The organism is Thauera sp. ZXT1-4, from assembly GCF_052598215.2.
Genome location: NZ_JBQWSN020000014.1, coordinates 34,430 through 55,244 on the forward strand (window position 1 = coordinate 34,430; position 20,815 = coordinate 55,244).

Below are 20,815 nucleotides of genomic sequence, written 5' to 3' on the forward strand. Positions count from 1 at the left end.
CGATCCCGTTTCCCGGGCCGTTCCGGCCCATCCTCTTCTCGCGAACTTCGCCAGGCCAACCGTTTGCAATTGAGCACCGAAATGACGCAGCAGACTCCCGCTTCGACCGTGCACATCGCAGCCATCCAGACCGTATCCGGCCCCGATGTACAGGCCAACCTGGAACAGATCGCCGGCCTGGTGGCCGAGGCCGCCGCGGCGGGCGCGCGGCTGGTCGCGCTGCCGGAGTACTTCCCGCTCATCAGCGCCGATGAGGGCGCCAAGGTGCGCATCCGTGAGCGCGCGGATGGCGGGCCGCTGCAGGACTTCCTCGCCGATATGGCGCGGCGCCATGGTGTGTGGCTGGTGGGCGGCACCATCCCGCTCGAGTCCGGCGCGCCGGAAAAGGTGCGCAACACCACCCTCGTGTTCGATGACTGCGGCCGGCAGGTCGCGCGCTACGACAAGATTCACCTGTTCGGCTTCCAGCGCGGCGAAGAGCGTTATGACGAGTCCGCCACGATCGAGGCGGGCGATGCGGTGCGTTGCTTCGACACGCCCTTCGGTCGGGTCGGACTCTCCGTCTGCTACGACCTGCGCTTTCCCGAACTCTTCCGTGCCATGGGACCGGTCGATCTGATCGTGCTGCCCGCGGCCTTCACCCACACCACCGGCCGCGCACATTGGGAGGTGCTGTTGCGCGCGCGCGCGATCGAGAATCAGTGCTACGTGATGGCGCCTGCGCAGGGTGGCAGGCACCCGAGCGGACGCGTGACCTGGGGGCACACCATGATCATCGACCCCTGGGGCGAGGTGCTCGCCTGCCGCGAGGAAGGCCCGGGGGTGGTGCTCGCCGCGCTGGATCCGGCCAGAATCGCCGCAGTCCGTGAGAGTCTCCCGGCGCTGGCGCATCGGCGATTGGGCTGAGCCGCGCGGTGACGGCGCGTGCGCCCGGCCAGTACCTATGCGTTGACGGCCGCTCGCGTGAGCGGTGGGTAGCGCTGGATGATCGTTTTCGTCGCGTGCCGGTCGAAGCCGGCATGAACAACAAGGAATTCCGATGAGCAAGAGCCAGAACCCCCTCAAGGTCGCCGACCGTTACCTGCTGTCGCCTTACGGCCTGGGCGGGGCAGAACTCGAGAAGACCTTCCGCAAGCTGATGCGGCACGACATCGATTTTGCCGACCTGTACTTCCAGTACCAGCGCTCCGAGGCCTGGAGTCTGGAAGAGGGCATCGTCAAGTCGGGCAGTTTCGATATCGAGCAGGGTGTGGGTGTGCGTGCGATCAGCGGCGAGAAGACCGCCTTCGCCTACTCCGACGACATTTCGGTCGACGCCCTCATCGACGCGGCCACCGCCACGCGCGCGATCGCCGCGGCGGGGGAGCAGCGTGAGGTCGGCATCCGGCCGCACAAGCTGCGCACCCGCCTGTACCGCGCCGATGATCCGCTCGACTCGCTGGACGATACCGCCAAGGTCCGGCTGCTTGAGCGCCTGGAGGGGTTCGCCCGTGATGCGGATGCGCGTGTGTCCCAGGTCATGGCGCACATCGCCGGCTCCTGGGAGGTGGTGATGGTGGTGCGCAGCGATGGCCACCAGGCCGCCGACGTGCGCCCGCTGGTGCGTGTGTCGATCACCGTGATCATGGAGGACAACGGTCGCCGCGAGCAGGGCAGCGCCGGCGGCGGCGGGCGCTACGACTACGGCTTTTTCACCGACGAGCGCCTGCAGGAGTATGCGCAGGCCGCGGTGCACCAGGCGCGCGTGAACCTGGGCGCCGATCCCGCACCGGCCGGCACCATGCCGGTGGTGCTCGGGCCGGGCTGGCCGGGCATCCTGCTGCACGAGGCGATCGGTCATGGCCTGGAGGGTGATTTCAACCGCAAGGGCAGCTCGGCGTTTTCGGGGCGGATCGGCCAGCAGGTGGCCGCAAAGGGCGTCACCGTGGTCGATGACGGTACGCTGCCCGACCGTCGCGGTTCGCTCTCGATCGACGACGAGGGCAACCCTACCGCGCGTACCGTGTTGATCGAGGACGGCGTCCTCACCGGCTACATGCAGGACATGATGAACGCGCGTCTGATGGGCATGGGCCTCACCGGCAACGGCCGGCGCGAGTCCTTTGCCCACCTGCCGTTGCCGCGCATGACCAACACCTACATGCTCAACGGCGACCGGGACCCGCAGGAGATCATCAAGTCCGTGAAGAAGGGGCTGTATGCGGCCAATTTCGGCGGCGGTCAGGTGGACATCACCTCGGGCAAGTTCGTGTTTTCGACCTCCGAGGCGTACCTGATCGAGAACGGCAAGGTCACGCGCCCGGTCAAGGGTGCGACGCTGATCGGTAATGGGCCGGATGCGCTGACCAAGGTGAAGATGGTCGGCAACGACATGGCGCTCGACCCGGGCGTGGGCACCTGCGGCAAGGACGGCCAGAGCGTGCCGGTGGGCGTCGGCCAGCCGACCCTTCGCATTGACGGCCTGACCGTGGGTGGGACGGCCTGAGGTTCAGGGAGCCGGCGGCCCCTCGCGGAAGAGGCCGGGCGTGAGCCCGTGGCGCTGCAGCAGGCGGTAGAACTCGGTGCGGTTGCGCTCCGCCAGGCGCGCTGCGTCGGAGACGTTGCCCGCGGTGAGCTTGAGCAACTGGATCAGGTAGTTGTGTTCGAAGCGACGCTTGGCCTCGGTGTAGCCGAGTGCCTCGATCGGTTGCACCCGCAGCGCGCGCTCAACCAGGGCGCGCGGGATCACGGGCGTGGTTGCAAGCGCGCACACCTGCTCGACGACGTTGTGCAGCTGGCGCACGTTGCCCGGCCAGGGGGCGGTGCTCAGCGCCTCCAGCGCCTCCGGCGCGAAGCCGCCCAAGCGCTTGCCGTATTTCTGCGCCAGGCCGCGCAGGAAGTGCGCGGCGAGCAGCGGGATGTCCTCGCGGCGCTCGGCCAGCGTGGGCAACTCCAGGCTCACCACGTTGATGCGGTAGTACAGATCCTCACGGAACTGCCCCTCGCTCAGCGCGGTATCGAGATCGCGATGGGTTGCGGACAGGATGCGCAGGTCCACCGGCTGGGCGTGTGTGGCGCCGACCGGTCGTACCGCGCGTTCCTGCAGTACCCGCAGCAGCTTGACCTGCAGCGCGGGCGGCATGTCGCCGATCTCGTCGAGGAACAGCGTGCCCCCATGCGCGGCCTGGACCAGGCCGGTGTGCGCAGTGCTCGCCCCGGTGAAGGCGCCGCGCACGTGGCCGAAGAGCTCGGACTCGAGCAGGGGCTCGGGGATCGCGCCGCAGTTGATCGCGATGAAGGGCGCGGCGGCGCGCGGGCTGGCAAGGTGGATGGCGCGGGCGAGCACTTCCTTGCCGGTGCCGCTGGCGCCGCGGATCAGCACGCTGGCGTCGGAGGCTGCGACCAGCCGGGCCTCGTCGAGCAGGGCGTGCATGCGTGTGCTGCGGCTGATGATGTCCGCACGCCAGCCGGCATCGACCTGGGCCGGGCTCTGATCGGCCGGGGTGCCGTGCGACAGGGCCTGCGCGATGCGCTGCAGCAGGTCGCGGCTGTCGAAAGGCTTGGTCAGGTAGCCGGCCACGCCGTGTGAGGTGGCCTCGACGGCGTCCGGGATGCTGCCGTGCGCGGTGAGCAGAATCACGGGCAGTGCAGGGTGCTGGGCGCGGATGTCCCGGAACAGCGCCAGTCCGTCCCCATCCGGCAGTCGGACGTCGCTGAGCACGAGGTCGAAGCGGTCGATGCTCAGGTGCGCGCGTGCCTGTGCCGCATTCTCGGCGCTGACCACCTGATAGCCGCTGGCGCGCAGCCGCATGCCGAGCAGCCGCAGCAGATCGGGGTCGTCGTCGACCACCAGCAAGCGCGCGCGCGTCTGCGTTGTACCCCGTCGGCCTGCGAGTTCGACGCTCATCGATCGAGTCCGGGTGTGGCCGGGGCCGGAAGACGGCGTTCGATCTCGCCGAGTGCGTCGAGCTTGTGCTGGAGTGCGTCCCGCGCGAGCAGGGCTTCTGCCAGCGCCGCCTCCAGCGCCTGGGCCCTTGCGTCCCGGTCGGCGATGGCCGCGTCGCGCTCGCGTACGAGCTGCTCGTTGTGTGCGATCAGGCGTTGCCGCTCGCGGATCTGCTCGAGCAGCGCGCGCGCGTAGGGGTGGTGCGCGCGGGCTTCGGTGCTGCCATCGGCGAGCAGGCCTTCGAGCGCACGGCGGGCCTGCTGCAGCCGCGCCTGTCCGGGCTGCAGAGCCTGCACTGCGGTATGCAGACGCTCCTGGGCGGCTTCATGTGCGCTGGTGTCGGCGGGCGCGGTGACGATTGCCCCGGGGGATGTCGTGCGATCGTGGAGGCCGGTGCAGCCGGCCAGGGAGATGCAGGCCATCGCCGTGGCCCGGAGCAGGAGCGTGGCGGGGCGGCGGTGGCCGGTGAGGCGGTGGCCGGTGAGGTGGTGGCCGGTGAGGCGGTGGCCGGTGAGGCGGGCACGGTGCTGTTCAGGCATATGGCAGCTCGATTCGGAAATGCGCCCCGCAGGCGCTCGGGAGAGCACGTACCCTGCCCTGGTGGGCCGTGACGAATTCACGCACGATGGCCAGGCCGATCCCGTTGCCCTGGACCGGGGCGGGGGGATTGTGGCGTCCCTGATAGAAGGGTTCGAATACGCGTTCGAGTTCGTCGGGGTCGATGCCCGGTCCTTCGTCCAGACAGTCGACGACGACCTGTTCGCCGTCGCTGCCGGCGAGCAGTTCGATGCGCCCGCCCATCGGGCTGAAGGCGATGGCGTTGGTCAGCAGGTTGGCGAAGGCGATGCGCAGCTTGCCGGCATCGGCGCGCACGGCCGGGGCGTCGCCACGGACATGGATGCTGACCTCCCGGCTCTCGGCAAGCAGGCGCTGTTCGGCGCCGACCTCACGCAGCAGCGGCAGCAGGGCGGTGTCACGCAGATCCAGCCTGCGCGCATCGAACTGGCTCGCGTTGTATTGCAGGAGCTGCTCGATGCGTGACTGCAGCGCCTGCGTACTGTGTTCCAGAATGCTCGCGACCTCGCGCTGGCGCGCGTCGAGCTCGCCGAGCACGCCGTCGGAGAGCAAGGCGATGCCTTCGCGTAGCGAGGCCAGCGGGGTTTTAAGCTCGTGCGAGACGTGGCGCAGCACCCGGTTGCGGTTCGCTTCCAGTTCGGCGAGGCGCAGGCGCAGCCAGTCGAGGCGTTCGCCGAGCTGGCGCAGGTCGGCCGGGCCGGCGATGCGGATCGGCTCACTGAGCCGGTTCTCGCCGAGCGCGCCGATCGCCTGTTCGATACGCACGAGGGGGCGCAGCAACCACCAGGCGCTCGCCGCGGCGAGCAGGGCGGAGACGGTGAGCGCGATGGCAATCTGGAGGATCACGCTGTCGCGGGCTGCGTCCAGGGACTGCAACAGCGCCTGGTTGCGCTGCGCGAGGTTTGCGCGCAGCTGCCGGTCCAGCGCTGCGGCCTGTACGGACAGGGCGGTGAAGTCCTCGTCGAGGAGTGGCATGGGGGCGCCGCCCTGTCCGGCGAGGATGGCGCGGTGGATGCGCATCGCGGCCTCACGCCAGGCAGCGAGGGGCCCGGAAGGGCTTCCCGCGCTGGATTCGAGGGTGGCGATCGTGATCTGGGCGTCGTCGAGCGCTACCTGGAAGCGCTCGACGAGCGCGTGGTCACCGAGCACGATGAACTGGCGCGCCGCGCGCTCGAGATCGACGCTGCGCTCGGACAGTCTTGCGGTAGCGGCGCTCAGCGTCAGCGCGGTGTGGTTTTCATCATGGATCCGGTGGGCCAGGGCTTCGATGCTCAGCCACCCACTCACCGTGATGGTGCTCAGGATGCCGGCCACCAGCAGGAAGCCAAGCAACAGGATGGCGCGGAAGGACAGGCGTGGCATGGAAGCTGCTCTGCGGAAAACGGTGGGGTTTGCTTGAACGCGCGCCCACTCCACGCTTCGTTCGATTCATGACGATCGAGTGGCGCTGGAGCAGCCGACCCGCGCGAGTCTAGGCCAGGAAACGCCCCGGGCAGAGCGTGCAAATGCAAGCCAACGTAAGCGCCGTGCGGGTGTCGCCTGCGGGCGACATGTGCAAGCGCGGGCGCTTCAGCGGCTTGCGTGTCCACGCAGAAAAACTGTCGCCATCGCCCGACAGTTCTTCCCCTGCAGCCTGGATGAGGCTCCGTCCCGCGCCGGACTGCGGTTGCCAAGTATCTGAGCACAATGCCGATTTCTGCGCAGGCATGGTGTTTGCTAGAAGGGTATGGTCTGTAGCGCCAGGGCTGCAGCCCCGACTCAAGGAGAAATCATGTTCAACAAGCCCAATCTGTTCCACAAAAGCAGCGAAACCGCCTCCAGCCGCAGCAACGGGCGCCCGGCGGGGAGCGGCACCGCTGCCAGTTCAGCGACGGCTTTCGGTGAGCGCCAGTCTTCCGCGGCCACGCCGGAGACCGCCCGCACCAGCCCGCAAACAGGCACCACGGCTGGGCGCGACGACGTCGGCGAGCGGTTGGAGGAAAAGGCGGGTGCGCCTGCCGCAGAGGGCACGGGGGAGAGCCGCCTGATCGTTGGCCCGGAGGTAAAGCTCAAGGGCGCCGAGATCCTGGATTGCGACACGCTGGTGGTGGAAGGTCGGGTCGAGGCCACGATGGACAGCCGTGTGCTGCGCATCGCGGAGAAGGGCGCCTACAAGGGTACGGTCGGCATCGACATTGCCGAGATCCACGGCCACTTTGAGGGCGAGCTCACGGCGCGCAAGCAACTGCTGATTCACGCCACCGGGCGCGTGAGCGGCAAGATCCGCTACGGCAAGATCCTGATCGAGGAAGGCGGGGAGTTGTCGGGCGATGTGCAGGCGCTGAGCGCCGTCGCCAAGGAGGGGTTGCGCGCGATCGAAGGCAAACCTGCCGAGCCGCGCCCACTCGCCGCCGTGGCGGGCTGAGGCGACACTCAGCGAGATCGGGTGGCCTCGTTGGGCGGGGGGCGGACCGCCGCGGCGAGTTGCTGAGGCGTCCAGGTCCAGTGCTTTTCCCAGGCGGTGCGCACGAGGTTGGGGTACTGCGGTTTGCCCAGGCTGCCGTTGTAGCGGCCGAGGGCGCGGAAGAGGTCACCCTTCTCGATGTCGAGGTAGTGGCGCAGGATGGTGCAGCCGTAACGCAGGTTGGTGCGCATGTGAAAGAGGTTGTCGTCCTCGCGGCCGATGACCTTGATCCAGAATGGCATCACCTGCATGTAGCCGCGTGCACCTGCCGACGAGATCGCGTATTTCCGGAAGGCGCTCTCGACCTGGATCAGGCCCAGCACCATCTGCGGGTCCAGCCCGGCACGGGTGGCCTCGTAGTGGATGCTGGTGAGGAGTTCCGTGCGGTAGGCCTCGTCCGGGATGCGCTTCGCCAGCCGGCGTGACATCTCGGCGAGCCATTGCGCGCGCTCGCCAGCATCCGGAATCGGCAGCGTCGGTGCCGCGGCATCGCTGACTGCGGCATATAGCGCGGCGCGTACGCTCGCGGCCATGGGCTCGTACTGCTGCGCCCCGGCGTGTGCGCCGCCGGCCGCCACCGCGAACGCACATGCGGCGGCGAACTGGCGGAACGGGGCGGGTAAAGGGCGCATGCGGATCTTCCCGCGCTCAGCCCTGGTTCAGGCGCTCGAGCACATGGCCCAGGATTTCCCCGGCGGGCGGCTTGACCGCTTCGGCGTCGCGCCGGCCCTGGTACTCGACCACGCCTTCCTTGAGGCCGCGGTCGCCGATGGTGACGCGGTGCGGCACGCCGATCAGTTCCCAGTCGGCGAACATCACCCCGGGACGCTCGTCGCGGTCGTCGAGGATGGCGTCCACGCCAGCGGCGATAAGCGCGTCGTAGAGCTTTTGCGCCTCGTCGCGCACGGCCTCGGACTTGCCCCAGCCCACCGGGCAGATCACCACCTCGAAGGGCGCGATCGCGCGCGGCCAGAGGATGCCGCGGGCGTCGTGGTTCTGCTCGATCGCGGCGCCCAGAATGCGGGTGACACCGATGCCGTAGCAGCCCATTTCGAAGTGCTTGGGCTTGCCGTCCTCGTCGAGGAAGGTGGCATTCATCGCCTTGGAGTACTTGGTGCCGAGGTAGAACACGTGGCCGACCTCGATGCCGCGCTGGATGGCGAGCACGCCCTTGCCGTCGGGGCTGGGGTCGCCTTCGACCACGTTGCGGAGGTCGGCGACCAGGTCGGGCTCGGGCAGGTCGCGGCCCCAGTTGACGCCGGTGAAGTGGAAATCCGCGTCGTTGGCGCCGCAGATGAAATCGGCCATGTGGGCGACGGTGCGGTCGGCAATGACCTTGACCGGCTTCTTCAGGCCGAGGGGGCCGAGATAGCCCGGCTTGCAGCCGAAGTGCTCGAGGATCTCGGCTTCGGTCGCGAAGCGGAAGCCCGCCTTCAGGCCTTCCAGCTTGCCGGCCTTGACCTCGTTCAGCGCATGGTCGCCGCGCACCAGCAGCAGCCACACGGTGACGCCAGCGGGTTTGCCCTTTTCGTCGATGTCGTCGGTGGCGAGCACCAGCGACTTCACCGTGGTCGCGAGCGGTACACCGAGCAGTTTGGCGACGTCCTCGCAGGTGGCCTTGCCCGGTGTGGGGGTCTTCTCGAGCGCCTTGGCCGGTTCGGCGCGGCGCGCGAGCAAAGACACGGCCTCGGCGAGCTCGATGTTGGCGGCGTAGTCGGAGTCGGGGCAGTAGACGATGGCGTCCTCGCCGGTGTCGGCGATGACCTGGAACTCGTGCGAGCGGTCGCCGCCGATGGCACCGGTGTCGGCCGCCACGGCGCGGTACTCCAGACCCAGGCGGTCGAAGATGCGCTTGTAGGCGGCGAACATGATGTCGTAGCTGCGGCCTGCTGCTTCCTCGCTGCGGTCGAAGGAGTAGGCGTCCTTCATCGTGAACTCGCGCCCGCGCATGATGCCGAAGCGCGGCCGGCGTTCGTCTCGGAACTTGGTCTGGATCTGGTAGAAGTTCTTCGGCAACTGGCGATAGCTCTTGAGCTCCTGGCGCGCGATGTCGGTGACGACCTCCTCGGAGGTGGGCTGCAGTGCGAAGTCGCGTTCGTGGCGGTCCTTGAAGCGCAGCAGCTCGTCGCCCATCTTGTCCCAGCGCCCGGTCTCGTTCCACAGCTCGGCGGGCTGCACCATCGGCATGATCAGCTCCATTGCGCCGGCGCGATCCATCTCCTCGCGCACGATGGTCTCGACCTTGCGGATGGCACGCAGCCCCATCGGCATATAGCTGTAGATGCCGGCGGCGACCTTGCGGATCATGCCGGCACGCAGCATCAGCTTCTGGCTGACGACTTCCGCATCCGACGGGGCTTCCTTGAGGGTGAACAGGTGGAACTGGCTGGCGCGCATGAGGGTCTTTGACTGTATGGCTTGGTGGGACAGGAGCGCGAGATTTTAGCGCATGGCACCGCCGCGCAACGCTCCGTGCGTCATGAGCTTAGTCGATGCACGTCAGTGGTGTGCTTTCAAAGCATGCGCAAGTGTGAAAAAATCGCATCCAATCAACCGAAATTGAAGGTTTGTCATGCTTGATCGTGAAGGCTTTCGCCCGAACGTCGGCATCATTCTGGTCAATGCGCGCAATGAGGTGTTCTGGGGCAAGCGTATCCGCGAACATTCCTGGCAGTTCCCGCAGGGTGGCATCAAGCACGGCGAGTCGCCGGAGCAGGCCATGTACCGGGAGCTTTTCGAGGAAGTCGGGCTGCGCCCGGAACACGTCAAGATCCTCGGCCGCACGCGCGGCTGGCTGCGCTACGAGGTGCCCAAGCACTGGATACGGCGTGAATGGCGCAACACCTACCGCGGCCAGAAACAGATCTGGTTCCTGCTGCGGCTGGTGGGGCGAGATTCGGACGTCTGTCTGCGTGCGAGCACCCATCCGGAATTCGATGCCTGGCGCTGGAGCAACTACTGGGTACCGCTCGAGGCGGTGATCGAGTTCAAACGGCAGGTGTACCAGCTCGCGCTGATCGAACTGGCGCGCATCCTGTTCCGTTCCCGTGCGTTCGAACTGCCTGACGCGTATCGCCTGCCGGAGCCGCCGGTCGCGCCGGAACCGGTGCGCGTCATGCTGGGTCAGCGGGAGCGACGGGACTTGGCACACAAAGGCTAGTCGAGTCGGAGTCGGGGCCGCGCGGGAGGGCCTGCGCGCCAATCATGCGGAGATCTGCACTCTTGAAGACATCTTTTGTTCGTGGCTGGCTTGCCGGCCTGGCGCTGGCCGCCGGCATGGTGGCGCCCGCGGTGGCGGGCCTGCTCGTGGAGGCTGATCCCGACTGGCAGGAGGGGGAGGTGGAACTGCCGGCGGCGCCTGCGGAGGCCGGTCTGCGCACATTCGACATTGGCTCGCCTTCACCCAACCGCTTCTTTGTGGACGAGGAAAGCGTTCGCGTCGGCACGGATGGCGTGGTGCGCTACACGCTGGTGGTGCGCACGCCGGGAGGTGCGGAGAATGTGACCTTCGAGGGCATCCGCTGTGCGACCGGCGAGCGCCGCATCTATGCGAGCGGGCGCAAGGACGGAAGTTGGACGTTGCTGAAGAACAGCGACTGGCAGCCGATCCGCGACAACCGGTACAACCGTCCGCGTGCCGCGCTGGCCTATGATTACTTTTGCGATGGGGCGGCTGGTCCGCGCGACCGCAAACAGGCCTTGCGTCTGCTGCAGCAGAGGCGTGAGCCCACTGATCCTCTTGGAGTCCGCCAATGATGATCGATCAGGCCATCATCGAGTTCGACAAAGCCCTGCGCACCGTCTTTGCGCAGGCGCGAAGCGTTCGTCCCCTACCTGGCGATGGGATACCAGAATCGGAGATGAGCGATGCCGAGCGCGCGCATGCGGCAGCGTTGATGCGGGTGAACCACGTTGGAGAAGTGTGCGCGCAGGCGCTCTACCAGGGGCAGGCGATCATGTCGCGCGATGCGGTGATTCGGGATGCGATGCGCGAGGCCTCGCAGGAAGAAACGGAGCACCTGGCCTGGACCGAGCGCCGCATCTCCGAACTGGGGGGGCGCAAGAGTCTGCTCAATCCCGTTTGGTACGGCGGCGCGCTCGCGCTCGGGATGCTCGCGGGACGCTTCGGGGAGCGCTGGAACCTGGGCTTCCTCGCCGAAACCGAGCGTCAGGTCGAGCAGCACCTGAAGGGCCATCTCGACACGCTGCCGCCAACGGATCAGCGTTCGCGCGCGATCGTCGAGCAGATGAAGGTGGATGAAGCCGAGCATGCCGAGATGGCGGTTCGGCTGGGTGCGCATGCGCTGCCTGCGCCGGCAAGGACAGCGATGAAGCTCGCCGCGCGGGTGATGACGACGCTCGCCTACCGCGTCTGATCCAGCCCCGGGCTCGGCTGCAGCCTCGGGGGCGGGGCGCAGGGGCAGTCAATCCAGCTCGACGAGCTCGACCTCGTGGGTGATCTCGGCCGTCTTCGCCAGCATGATCGAAGCCGAGCAGTATTTGTCAGCGGAGAGGTGGACAGCACGCTCCACGCTTTCGCGCTTCAGGTGGCGCCCGCTTACGGTGTAGATGAATCGGATCCGGGTGAACACCTTCGGGTCCGCGTCTGCCCGCTCAGCTTCGAGGCGCACACTGCAGCCGCGAATGTCGTGACGGCCGCGCTTGAGGATCATCACCACGTCGAAAGCCGTACAGCCGCCCGCGCCAGCAAGAAGAAGCTCCATCGGCCGTGGTGCGAGGTTGCGCCCGCCCGCTTCGGGGGCTCCGTCCATGGCAAGAAGGTGACCCGATCCGGTTTCTGCGACAAAGCTCATGCCGTCGAACCATTTGACGGTGCATTCCATAGGTTTTCACTCCTGGGGCAGGGCCCTCTTCTCGCTCTGGGTTGTCAGGGAGGCGCGATCTTACCGCAGGGGCGGGCAGTAGAGGGGGTGGCTGCCGGCCGCCGTGGATTGAAGGTGGCGGCCGGTCCGCCATACGGTAGCGTAGTGCCGCACTGCGCAAAAAGTACCGCTTGGAATGACAAAGGAATTGTCAGAGGCGCTTCTGTGGGACGCTCCTTGGTGGAGAAATTTGATCTAAAACAAGGCGTTTGATTAAAATAGAGGCTGCTTATGGGAAAATCAAAAATTTTCTTACGCAATGCACAAAAGCGCTCTTGCACGCGCTGCGTGAGACATGGATAATTCGTCCCAGTCGGATCGCTGACGCGGCAAGACGTTTCAAGTGCTCGCGCCGGTCCAAACGATGTCTCCTCCACCCTCCTCCTTTGGTGTGGATTTAACGCAGTCCAGTCGGACTGCGTTTTTTTTGGTATGCGCTGCCCGCAAAACCGTCGACGCCGTTTTCGGCGATTGACAGGTGCTACCTATTGGACGTAGGATTGCGAGCTTTCCGTTTGACGGCCATCTCTTACGGCCCGACAAGATCGAGGATTCACATGAAGACGTTTTCCGCCAAGCCGCACGAGGTCAAGCGCGACTGGTTCGTTGTCGACGGCACGGACAAGGTGCTTGGCCGTCTCGCCGCCGAAGTCGCCCGTCGCCTGCGTGGCAAGCACAAGGCCATCTACACCCCGCACGTGGATACCGGCGACTACATCGTCGTGGTCAACGTGGACAAGCTGCGCGTAACCGGTAACAAGGCGCAGGACAAGAAGTACTACCGTCACTCGGGTTACCCGGGCGGTATCTACGAAACCAACTTCACCAAGCTCCAGCAGCGCTTCCCCGAGCGCGTGCTCGAGAAGGCGGTGAAGGGCATGCTGCCGAAGGGCCCGCTGGGCTACGCCATGCTGAAGAAGCTGAAGTGCTACGCGGGTCCCGCTCACCCGCACACCGCTCAGCAGCCGCAAGTTCTCGAGATCTGAAGGAGCCGACAATGGCTGTGACTTACAACTACGGTACCGGTCGTCGCAAGACTGCGGTCGCTCGTGTGTTCATCAAGCCGGGTACCGGCAACATCGTCGTCAACGGCAAGCCGGTCGACGAGTTTTTCTCGCGTGAAACCGGCCGCATGATCGTGCGTCAGCCGCTGGTTCTCACCGGCAACGAAGGCAAGTTCGACATCATGGTCAACGTCGTCGGCGGTGGCGAGTCCGGTCAGGCCGGCGCCGTGCGTCACGGCATCACCCGTGCGCTGGTGGACTACAACGCCGAGCTGAAGGGTGAACTCCGTTCCGCAGGCTTCGTAACCCGCGATGCTCGCGAGGTGGAGCGTAAGAAGGTCGGTCTGCGCAAGGCCCGCCGCGCGAAGCAGTTCTCCAAGCGCTGATCCGGTTCCCGGTTTTGTGGTGCAGTCAAAAGCCGTCCCTTGGGGCGGCTTTTGCGCTTCTGGAGTGGGGTTCGAGGCGAGCGGTGTGGACGCGCGCTGCGCAGCGGTATCAGGAGTGCGATAATCCCCCGTCTGAAGTCATTTGCTGCGAGGAGTTAGCATGGTCAAGGTTGGAGTCGTAGGCGGTACCGGATACACCGGCGTGGAACTGCTGCGCCTGCTTTCGCGCCACCCGCAGGTGGAGCTGGTCGCCATCACCTCGCGTGGTGAGGCGGGCATGGCGGTTGCAGACATGTTCCCGAGCTTGCGCGGGCGGGTGAACCTGAAGTTCGTGACACCGCAGGATGCCGAACTCGAGAAGTGCGACGCCGTCTTTTTTGCGACCCCCAACGGCATCGCCATGAAACAGGCGACCGAGCTGGTCGCTGCCGGTGTGCGCGTGATCGACCTCGCAGCCGATTTCCGCATCCGTGACATCGCAGAATGGCAGAAATGGTATGGCATGGAGCATGCGGCGCCCGAGTTGGTCGCCGAGGCGGTGTACGGCCTTCCCGAGGTCAATCGCGCACAGATCCGCCAGGCGCGCGTGCTGGCTAACCCCGGTTGCTATCCGACCGCGGTGCAACTCGGTTTCCTGCCTCTGGTCGAGGCGGGTCTGATCGAGATCGACCACCTGATCGCGGACGCCAAGTCCGGTGTATCGGGTGCGGGCCGCAAGGCTGAGGTGCATACCCTGCTCCCCGAGGCGGCAGACAGCTTCAAGGCGTATGGGGTGCCCGGGCATCGCCATCTGCCGGAAATCCGCCAGGGGCTCTCACTGGCGGCTGGAAAGCCGGTTGGCCTGACCTTTGTTCCGCATCTCACGCCGATGATTCGCGGCATTCATGCCACGCTCTACGGTCGGCTAAAGCCGGGTGTCGATGCTTCCGATCTGCAGGGGCTGTACGAGAAGCGCTACGCTGGCGAGGCCTTCGTCGATGTCATGCCTGCTGGCAGTCACCCGGAAACACGGTCGGTGCGCGCCTCCAATCTGTGCCGCATCGCGGTGCATCGTCCGCAGGGCAGCGATACCGTGGTGGTGCTTTCGGTGATCGACAACCTGGTGAAGGGTGCTGCTGGGCAGGCGGTGCAGAACCTCAACATCATGTTCGGTTGCGACGAGCAAGCCGGGCTGGACATCGTTCCGGTCAGCCCCTGACGGGAACTTGCACAGCGGACGACGATCCGATTTTGACGATTCGGCCACGGAAGGCGCATCATTCGCGGCACCCCCCAACAGAGGAGAAAACATGAGCGCAGAAGTCGAAACCCCCGATATCCTTGTCTTTACCGACAGCGCCGCAAACAAGGTGCGAGAGCTGATCGAGGAAGAAGGCAATCCCGATCTCAAGCTGCGCGTCTTCGTGTCCGGTGGTGGCTGCTCCGGCTTCCAGTACGGCTTCACCTTCGATGAGGAGGTGAACGAGGACGATACGACCTACGAGAAGAATGGTGTGATGTTGTTGATCGACCCGATGAGCTATCAGTACCTGCTCGGCGCGGAGATCGACTACACCGAAGGTCTCGAGGGCTCGCAGTTCGTGATTCGGAATCCGAACGCTACCAGCACCTGCGGCTGCGGTTCTTCGTTCACCGTCTGAACTGGGCCGCTGAAGGAAAAACGGGGCGCTGTGCGCCCCGTTTGTTCTTTAGCCTTGCTGGCGCGGCTCAGCGCGCGTCTGCAAACTCGTAGTTGAGCAGCGCAAAGCGCTGACGTAGCGGTGCCGTGTCTTGCTTGAAGGCAGCGAGTTCCTTGGCGCTGAACGAATCCGCTGCGGGCAGGGCGACCGTCATCGGATCGGAGGGGCGCCCCTGGATGCGAACCTCGTAGTGCAGGTGCGGCCCGGTGCACCAGCCGGTGCAGCCGACAAAGCCGATCACGTCGCCCTGACTCACGACCTGACCCTTGGAGAGGCCCTTGGCAAAGCCGTTGAGGTGTGCGTAGTACGTGGTGATCTCGTTGCGGTGCTTGAGGATGATCAGGTTGCCAAAGCCGCGCTGTTTGCCGACGAAGTCGACCGTGGCGTCGGAAGAGGCCATCACCGGGGTTCCGGTCGGTGCTGCGAAATCGGTACCGTTGTGCTCACGCCACTTGCCCTTGATCGGATGCAGGCGGCGGCCGAAGTTCGAACTGACGCGCGAGAACTCCAGTGGCGTACGCAGGAAGCCCTGCTGCAGGCTGCGGCCGTCGTCGCTGTAGTATTGCTCCCTGCCGCTGGGGCCCTTGTAACGGACGACGGCGTAGCGTTCACCGTTGTTGATGAACTCTGCGGCCAGGATGCGTCCGGCGCGCACCGGGTTGCCTTCCTCGTAGATCGCCTCGTAGACGACGTTGAAGCGGTCGCCTTTGCGCAGGTCGGAGCGGAAATCGATCCAGGTGCCGAAGAGGGTGGCGAGTTGCGTCGCAACGTTGTCGGGCAGGCCGGCGGCTTCCGTGGCGCCGAACAGGGAGTGCGTGATCGTGCCCGAGCGCATCTCGACCATCGTGCTCTGCTCGGCACTCGTGGAGTTGCGTAGTGCCAGGCCCTTGTCACCGCGCTCGAGGACGAGGTCCTGCGCGGTGTTGCCCATCGGAAGGTTCAGGGAGAGCAACTTGCCCGCGGGCGAAACGACTGCCGTGACCGTACGATCAGCCCGCATCATGCGGATCGCCTGCTTGCCTTCGTCGGAGGCGGTAAGGTGGTTCAGCGCTTCGGCGTCGTCGATGCCGAGGCGGGTGAAGATCGCCTGCAATGTGTCTCCGGTGCGGATCTGCTCGACCTGTATGAAGGGCAGGTCGTCGGTGTTGGCGATCTCCAGCTCCGGCGCGGGCAGGTTTTCGACGACGCGCTCGAACAGGATGTCCGGGGGTAGGGTGTCCGGCGTGACGGCCGTGGCTGCGACGACGCCCATCAACGACGCCCCTGCCACGCCGGCTGCGATCCAGGTCCGTGGGCGGGAGAGGAGACGGGCCGGCAGATCGGCTAGAATTCGGGTCTTTCTGGCCTTCATGAGCTCGGTTCGCTTGAACGCTGGGAAAAATTTTCGGAAGTGTAGCAAAGGTGCGCTTCAGTTCGGCAAAGTATTTTTGGAGAAATTGAATGTCTGATGTTCAGGCTGCGATCGACCTGATCAAGCGTGGCACCGATGCCATCCTGATCGAGGCCGAACTGGTCGAGAAGCTCAAGCGCGGCAAGCCTTTGCGGGTGAAGGCCGGCTTCGACCCCACCGCACCCGACCTCCACCTTGGCCACACCGTGCTGATCAACAAGATGCGTCATTTCCAGGAACTCGGCCACACCGTCCAGTTCCTGATTGGCGACTTCACCGGCATGATCGGTGACCCGAGCGGCAAGAACACCACGCGGCCGCCGCTGTCGCGCGAGCAGATCGTGGAGAACGCGAAGACCTACCAGGAGCAGGTGTTCAAGATCCTAGACCCGGAGAAGACCGAGATCTGCTTCAACTCGGCCTGGATGAACGATCTCGGCGCCGCCGGCATGATCCGCCTGGCCGCGCAGCAGACCGTAGCGCGCATGCTCGAGCGCGACGATTTTGCCAAGCGCTACGGCAACAACCAGCCGATCGCGATCCATGAGTTCCTCTATCCCTTGTGCCAAGGGTATGACTCGGTGGCGATGCAGTCCGACGTTGAGCTCGGTGGTACCGATCAGCGCTTCAATCTGCTCATGGGCCGCGAACTGCAGAAGCACTTCGGTCAGGCGCCGCAGTGCGTGGTGATGGTGCCGCTGCTCGAGGGGCTGGACGGCGTGAACAAGATGTCCAAATCGCTGGGCAACTACATCGGCATCGCCGAGCCGGCGAAGGAGATCTTCGGCAAGACCATGTCGGTTTCCGACACGCTGATGTGGCGCTACTACGAGTTGCTGTCCTTCCGCTCTACCACCGAGATCGCGCAGTTGCGCGCGGATGTGGAGGGAGGGCGTAACCCGCGTGATGTGAAGGTGATGCTGGCGATGGAGTTCGTCGCTCGCTTCCATGGACAGCGTGCCGCCGAAGAGGCGCTCGCCGATTTCCAGGCACGTTTCCAGCGCAACGCGATCCCCGATGACATTGCGCAGGTGAGCGTGCGTGTCGGTGCGGAGGGCATGCCGTTGTTCCAGGTGCTGAAGCAGGCCGGGCTCACCGGCACGACTTCGGAGGCGATGCGCATGATCGAGCAGGGGGGGGTGCGCATCGACGGCGAGCGCGCAGAAGACAAGGGCTTGCTGCTTCGCGCCGGTGAGACCGTCGTGCTGCAGGTCGGCAAGCGCAAGTTCGCCTCGGTGGTGCTGTCTTGATGCGTCACCAGTGCCGCCCGGGAGCAGGGCGATGAGTGCGCCTGCGCGCCCGATCGGGGTGTTCGATTCCGGCGTGGGCGGGCTTACCGTGGTGCGCGCGCTGATGGAGCGTCTGCCGCTCGAGGACATCGTCTATTTCGGCGATACCGCCCGCGTGCCCTACGGCGTCAAATCAGTCGCCACGATCGAGCACTTCACCGCGCAGATCACCGAGTTCCTGCTGAAGCGCGACGTCAAGATGCTGATCATTGCCTGCAACACCATCGCTGCGGTCGCTGCCGAGGTGGTGCACCGCCTCGCGGCCGGCATTCCGGTGCTGGACGTCATCGAGGCGGGCGCACGTGCCGCAGTGGCGAGTTCGCCCGGGCGCCGCGTGGGCGTGATCGGGACGCCCACGACCATCAACAGCAACGCCTATGCCCGTCGCATGCACGAGCTCGATCCTTCGGTGCGTGTGTATTCGCAGGCCTGCCCGCTGTTCGTGCCGCTGGTGGAGGAGGGCTGGCTGGATCATCCCGTCACCCGCCTGACCGCGCAGGAGTATCTGCGGCCGGTACTGGCCGAGGAGGTCGACAGTCTGGTCCTGGGGTGCACCCACTATCCGCTGCTGAAGCCCTTGCTGCGCGACGTGATCGGGCCGCGCGTGCAACTCATCGATTCTGCCGTGACCACCGCCGAATTCGCCGCGCAGCGACTGCAGCGGGATGGTCTGGCGCGCGCTGGGGGTGAGCCTGCCGCATATCGATTCGTGGTCAGCGACGTGCCGCTGCGCTTCCAGACCATCGGCGAGCGCTTCCTCGGGCGCTCGCTCGGCGAGGTGGAGAAGGTCGACTGGTGAGGGACACGCGCAATGCGCAGGGTCGGGCTTGCACGGCCAAGGCTTGGCTTCAGGCTGGGCGCGTGCTCACGGGGCGCGAAGGGTCGGCGCACCACTCGCTCCACGACCCGGCGTACAGGCGGGAGCCGGTGAGTCCGGCGACCTCCATCGCGAGCACATTCACGCAGCCTGAAACGCCCGAGCCGCACTGATGCACGATCTCGTGCGCGTCGTGTGTGCCGAGCAGATTCAGGAATTCCGCGCGCAGGTCCAAGGGTGCCTTGAAGCGTCCGCGTTCGTCCATGTTGTCACGGTAGAAGCGGTTCACCGCGCCAGGGATGTGGCCGGCCACCGGATCGAGCATTTCGTTCTCGCCGCGGAAACGGTCCGGGCTGCGGGCGTCCACGAGCAGCATCTCCGGGCTGCCGAGGTGTGCGAGCACCTCGTCGACCGTTACTCCTTGTGGTCCTGGCTTGCCGTCAAACTGCGCAGCGCGCGCAGCGGGCGGGGCGGCCGTGACGGGCAGGCTGGCCTCCAGCCAGGCCTGGAAGCCGCCGTCCAGCACAGCGACGCGGGTGTGGCCCAGCCAGCGCAGCAGCCACCATAGTCTGGCCGCTGACATGCCGCCAGCGTCGTCGTAGGCGACGACCTGGCTGCCCTTTCCCACGCCGCAGGCGGCGAGGCGCGCGGACAATCGCGCGGGATCGGGCAGCGGGTGGCGGCCGTTGAATCCGCTCTTCGGGCCTGAGAGGTCCTCTTCCAAATCGAGGAAGAACGCGCCGGGCAGATGACTGTCGGCGTAGGCCCGGCGTCCGAAGCTTGCGTCCGCGAGGTCGAAGCGGCAATCGAAAACGACCCAGCCCGGATTGTCGATGCGTGGCGCAAGCGCGTCTACCGTGACAAGGGTGGAGAAGCCTGCGTTCATTGCGGCATCCGGGCCTGCGCTCACGATTCGGCAGGCGCCTCAGCGTCCGCGGCCAGCCAGCCGCGTGCTTCCTGCTCGTCGTCGAAGACCTTGACTTCGGCGTCGACGAAGAACTGCGAAACCCATGCGCTCCAGGTCAGCCACTCGTCTTCGGTGATCACTGCGATGCGGCCGAAGTCCTTTGCGTGTTCGCGCGAGAACTTGATCTCCTCCCACGCGACGTCGAGCGTGAAACCCGCCATCTGGCGCAGGTCGAGCAGCACGTCTACGCGGCCGCTGAACTGGATGTGGTAGTTCGCCAGTTCCTCGAATTCCTTGTAGTCGGCCAGAGTGAATTCACCGAATACGGTGACGGAAACCAGCTTGTCCGTGTGCTCGGTACTGATCATGACAGCCTCCATGAGTTCGCCGCGAAGGGTGGCCGTACGAGGATGGCCAAGGATGGCTCCACTATAGCCGCGACCGGGAACGGGCTCAATTGCGCGTCGATGCGTGCTCCGGCGTAGGTGCGGTGGTCGGCGCGGGCCTGCTGCGGGTGGCCAGTGACACCGTGATGGCGCCGGCGATGATCAGGCAGATGGCGGCCCAGGACGACCATGGCATGCGTTCGTCCCACAGCAGCATGCCGAACAGGCTGGCGAAGATCACTGTGGCGTAGCTGAGGTTTGCCGACACCACCGTGCGGCCGTAGCGGTAGGAGCGTGTCATCGCGAGTTGGGCGAGGCCGCCGAAGAGGCCCACGCCGGCCAGGGTCGCGAACTCCGTGCCGTCGGGGGTGTGGATCTCTCCGGTCAGCGCCCAGCTCAGGCCGACGACGGTGGTCATCACCGAGAACCAGAACACCGTCCGCACCTCCGGCTCACCGGCCCGGCCGAGCTCGCGCAGGCTGATGTAAGCCAGGCTTGCCATGGCGCCCGAGCCCAGACCAACTGCGGCACCGACCCATTGCTCGGGCTGCAGGGTGGGGCGCAGCAGCAAAATCACCCCCGCAAAGCCCGCGAGAACGGCGAGGCTGGCCGGCCAGCGCAGGCGTTCGCCGAAGAAGAGCGCGAGCAGCAGGGCGACGAACAGCGGCGACGTGTAGTTGAGCGTGACCGCGGTGGCCAGGGGCAGCAGGCCGATCGCGAAGAAGTAGCAACCCAGTGCGATCGAACCCGACAGGCTGCGCGAAACATGCATGCGCCAGTTCGGTGTGCGCAGCGGTATGCCGCGCGTGGCGGCGAGGGCGAGCATCATCAGCCCGCTCACGAAGCCGCGGTAGAAGACGATCTCTCCGGTCGAGAACTCGGCCGAGGCAAGCTTCACGCATACGCCCATGCAGGCGAAGAGGAAGCACGAAATGATCATCCAGAAGGCGGGCATGGCGATTGTTGCATTGCAGCGTGGAAGCCGCTCATTGGAACACAATGCAGCCCTGTGCGGAGGAGCAGCGGCAATTGATAGCGAGCGCACGGAGACGGCGTGCGAGGCGTTTTGCGGCGTGTAGGGGCCTGTTGGCGCGTATAGGGGCGCGCGCGGGGCCGCTGCCGCGAACATT

At 65.9% G+C, this 20,815-nt stretch carries 22 protein-coding genes; 12 read left to right on the forward strand and 10 right to left on the reverse strand.

The window, feature by feature from the left end; genetic code table 11:
* The first annotated feature begins 81 nt into the window (after positions 1 to 81).
* Positions 82 to 906 (forward strand): carbon-nitrogen hydrolase family protein, encoded by an 825-nt coding sequence (locus ACUH78_RS12035; RefSeq protein WP_418363537.1) that lies wholly within the window; start codon positions 82 to 84, stop codon positions 904 to 906.
* A gap of 133 nt (positions 907 to 1,039) precedes the next feature.
* Positions 1,040 to 2,485, forward strand: a complete 1,446-nt coding sequence (gene tldD / locus ACUH78_RS12040) for a metalloprotease TldD (protein ID WP_418363536.1) — start codon at positions 1,040 to 1,042, stop codon at positions 2,483 to 2,485.
* 3 nt (positions 2,486 to 2,488) lie between these two features.
* Here tldD and ACUH78_RS12045 read toward each other — a convergent pair whose 3' ends face one another.
* Genes ACUH78_RS12045 through ACUH78_RS12055 form a run of 3 tightly spaced genes read right to left on the reverse strand, consistent with a single transcriptional unit; the run spans position 2,489 to position 5,863 of the window.
* Positions 2,489 to 3,886: a sigma 54-interacting transcriptional regulator gene (locus tag ACUH78_RS12045; RefSeq protein WP_418363535.1), complete on the reverse strand. Its 1,398-nt coding sequence runs from the start codon at positions 3,884 to 3,886 to the stop codon at positions 2,489 to 2,491.
* Positions 3,883 to 4,464: a hypothetical protein gene (locus ACUH78_RS12050; RefSeq protein ID WP_445333572.1), complete on the reverse strand. Its 582-nt coding sequence runs from the start codon at positions 4,462 to 4,464 to the stop codon at positions 3,883 to 3,885. The genes ACUH78_RS12045 and ACUH78_RS12050 overlap by 4 nt, the downstream gene beginning before the upstream one ends.
* A complete protein-coding gene (locus ACUH78_RS12055; RefSeq protein WP_445333573.1) occupies positions 4,457 to 5,863 on the reverse strand; it encodes a sensor histidine kinase in 1,407 nt (468 codons plus the stop codon). Before ACUH78_RS12055 ends, ACUH78_RS12050 begins: the two co-directional genes overlap by 8 nt.
* Before the next feature lie 409 nt (positions 5,864 to 6,272).
* On the opposite strand from ACUH78_RS12055, the gene ACUH78_RS12060 reads away from it, so the two are divergent.
* Positions 6,273 to 6,905, forward strand: coding sequence for a bactofilin family protein (locus ACUH78_RS12060; protein WP_445333574.1), 633 nt, complete (start codon positions 6,273 to 6,275; stop codon positions 6,903 to 6,905).
* Positions 6,906 to 6,913: 8 nt separating this feature from the next.
* Here ACUH78_RS12060 and ACUH78_RS12065 read toward each other — a convergent pair whose 3' ends face one another.
* Entirely contained in the window at positions 6,914 to 7,576 is a 663-nt protein-coding gene (locus ACUH78_RS12065) for a lytic transglycosylase domain-containing protein (protein WP_418363531.1), read from the reverse strand.
* 16 nt (positions 7,577 to 7,592) lie between these two features.
* Entirely contained in the window at positions 7,593 to 9,341 is a 1,749-nt protein-coding gene (locus ACUH78_RS12070; RefSeq protein ID WP_418363530.1) for a proline--tRNA ligase, read from the reverse strand.
* A gap of 175 nt (positions 9,342 to 9,516) precedes the next feature.
* Between ACUH78_RS12070 and ACUH78_RS12075 the strand changes: the two genes are divergently transcribed.
* The 3 genes from ACUH78_RS12075 to coq7 all read left to right on the forward strand — a co-directional run bounded on the left by ACUH78_RS12075 (position 9,517) and on the right by coq7 (position 11,320).
* The gene (locus tag ACUH78_RS12075; protein ID WP_418363529.1) at positions 9,517 to 10,104 is read left to right on the forward strand and encodes an RNA pyrophosphohydrolase; all 588 of its coding nucleotides are present in this window, start codon (positions 9,517 to 9,519) and stop codon (positions 10,102 to 10,104) included.
* Between the two features lie 116 nt (positions 10,105 to 10,220).
* A complete protein-coding gene (locus ACUH78_RS12080; protein WP_418363776.1) occupies positions 10,221 to 10,700 on the forward strand; it encodes a CNP1-like family protein in 480 nt (159 codons plus the stop codon).
* Positions 10,700 to 11,320: a 2-polyprenyl-3-methyl-6-methoxy-1,4-benzoquinone monooxygenase gene (gene coq7, locus ACUH78_RS12085; protein ID WP_418363775.1), complete on the forward strand. Its 621-nt coding sequence runs from the start codon at positions 10,700 to 10,702 to the stop codon at positions 11,318 to 11,320. The genes ACUH78_RS12080 and coq7 overlap by 1 nt, the downstream gene beginning before the upstream one ends.
* A gap of 48 nt (positions 11,321 to 11,368) precedes the next feature.
* On the opposite strand, the gene ACUH78_RS12090 is transcribed toward coq7, so the two are convergent.
* Positions 11,369 to 11,788 carry an OsmC family protein gene (locus ACUH78_RS12090; protein WP_445333575.1) on the reverse strand — a complete coding sequence of 140 codons (420 nt, stop codon included), beginning with the start codon at positions 11,786 to 11,788 and terminating at the stop codon, positions 11,369 to 11,371.
* A 596-nt stretch (positions 11,789 to 12,384) separates the two neighbouring features.
* On the opposite strand from ACUH78_RS12090, the gene rplM reads away from it, so the two are divergent.
* The 4 genes from rplM to erpA all read left to right on the forward strand — a co-directional run bounded on the left by rplM (position 12,385) and on the right by erpA (position 14,857).
* Positions 12,385 to 12,813, forward strand: coding sequence for a 50S ribosomal protein L13 (gene rplM, locus ACUH78_RS12095; protein WP_418363527.1), 429 nt, complete (start codon positions 12,385 to 12,387; stop codon positions 12,811 to 12,813).
* 11 nt (positions 12,814 to 12,824) lie between these two features.
* Positions 12,825 to 13,217: a 30S ribosomal protein S9 gene (gene rpsI, locus ACUH78_RS12100; protein ID WP_418363526.1), complete on the forward strand. Its 393-nt coding sequence runs from the start codon at positions 12,825 to 12,827 to the stop codon at positions 13,215 to 13,217.
* Between the two features lie 160 nt (positions 13,218 to 13,377).
* A complete protein-coding gene (gene argC / locus ACUH78_RS12105; protein ID WP_418363525.1) occupies positions 13,378 to 14,415 on the forward strand; it encodes an N-acetyl-gamma-glutamyl-phosphate reductase in 1,038 nt (345 codons plus the stop codon).
* Positions 14,416 to 14,506: 91 nt separating this feature from the next.
* Positions 14,507 to 14,857, forward strand: a complete 351-nt coding sequence (gene erpA / locus ACUH78_RS12110) for an iron-sulfur cluster insertion protein ErpA (protein ID WP_418363524.1) — start codon at positions 14,507 to 14,509, stop codon at positions 14,855 to 14,857.
* Between the two features lie 67 nt (positions 14,858 to 14,924).
* On the opposite strand, the gene ACUH78_RS12115 is transcribed toward erpA, so the two are convergent.
* On the reverse strand, positions 14,925 to 16,247 hold the full coding sequence (locus tag ACUH78_RS12115) for a M23 family metallopeptidase (protein WP_418363523.1): 1,323 nt from the start codon (positions 16,245 to 16,247) through the stop codon (positions 14,925 to 14,927).
* A gap of 89 nt (positions 16,248 to 16,336) precedes the next feature.
* On the opposite strand from ACUH78_RS12115, the gene tyrS reads away from it, so the two are divergent.
* Complete coding sequence (gene tyrS, locus ACUH78_RS12120) at positions 16,337 to 17,536, forward strand: tyrosine--tRNA ligase (RefSeq protein WP_418363522.1); 1,200 nt, start codon at positions 16,337 to 16,339, stop codon at positions 17,534 to 17,536.
* Between the two features lie 31 nt (positions 17,537 to 17,567).
* Positions 17,568 to 18,374, forward strand: a complete 807-nt coding sequence (gene murI, locus ACUH78_RS12125; RefSeq protein ID WP_418363521.1) for a glutamate racemase — start codon at positions 17,568 to 17,570, stop codon at positions 18,372 to 18,374.
* A 49-nt stretch (positions 18,375 to 18,423) separates the two neighbouring features.
* On the opposite strand, the gene ACUH78_RS12130 is transcribed toward murI, so the two are convergent.
* The 3 genes from ACUH78_RS12130 to ACUH78_RS12140 form a co-directional block, all read right to left on the reverse strand.
* Positions 18,424 to 19,278 carry a sulfurtransferase gene (locus tag ACUH78_RS12130; RefSeq protein ID WP_418363520.1) on the reverse strand — a complete coding sequence of 285 codons (855 nt, stop codon included), beginning with the start codon at positions 19,276 to 19,278 and terminating at the stop codon, positions 18,424 to 18,426.
* 20 nt (positions 19,279 to 19,298) lie between these two features.
* Positions 19,299 to 19,667 carry a SpoIIAA family protein gene (locus tag ACUH78_RS12135; protein WP_418363519.1) on the reverse strand — a complete coding sequence of 123 codons (369 nt, stop codon included), beginning with the start codon at positions 19,665 to 19,667 and terminating at the stop codon, positions 19,299 to 19,301.
* Positions 19,668 to 19,752: 85 nt separating this feature from the next.
* A complete protein-coding gene (locus ACUH78_RS12140) occupies positions 19,753 to 20,640 on the reverse strand; it encodes a DMT family transporter (protein WP_418363518.1) in 888 nt (295 codons plus the stop codon).
* Positions 20,641 to 20,815: the final 175 nt, after the last annotated feature.